Annotated in this window: 1 protein-coding gene; it reads right to left on the bottom strand. The window is 30.7% G+C overall.

The window, feature by feature from the left end:
- The coding region (locus F1B92_RS08970) for a hypothetical protein (RefSeq protein ID WP_195836351.1) at positions 1-329 on the bottom strand (329 nt) is incomplete at both ends.

Raw genomic sequence — 329 nt, 5'->3', positions numbered from 1 at the left:
TTTAAGAAGGCTTGTTCGCCTTTAAAAGTTCCTCTTCCAATATTTCCGCCTCTAGTTTGGTATTGAAGGGTTATTTCGCTTTGTTTTGGGGTTAAGAGACGTTTATTGTAATTCTTATCTTTTTTATTTAATGGATATGTCATAAGAGAGAAAGCATTGTCTTTTTGATTGTGTAAATCTTTAAAGCTTAATTTGCTTTCTTCAAACCATGGGACTTTGATACCAGATCTTATAATATCAACTTTTTCATATTGATTATCTTTTTTAGCATGAACATCTCCATTATGATTTAGACCGCTATATTCAACCATATTTGTAGCATAAACTGT

The sequence above is a fragment of the Campylobacter portucalensis genome (assembly GCF_009690845.1).
In the GTDB taxonomy this organism is placed as follows: Bacteria; Campylobacterota; Campylobacteria; order Campylobacterales; family Campylobacteraceae; genus Campylobacter_B; species Campylobacter_B portucalensis.
The sequence above is the reverse complement of the archived record's forward strand: the minus strand, read 5'-3'. Positions and strand labels throughout refer to the sequence as shown.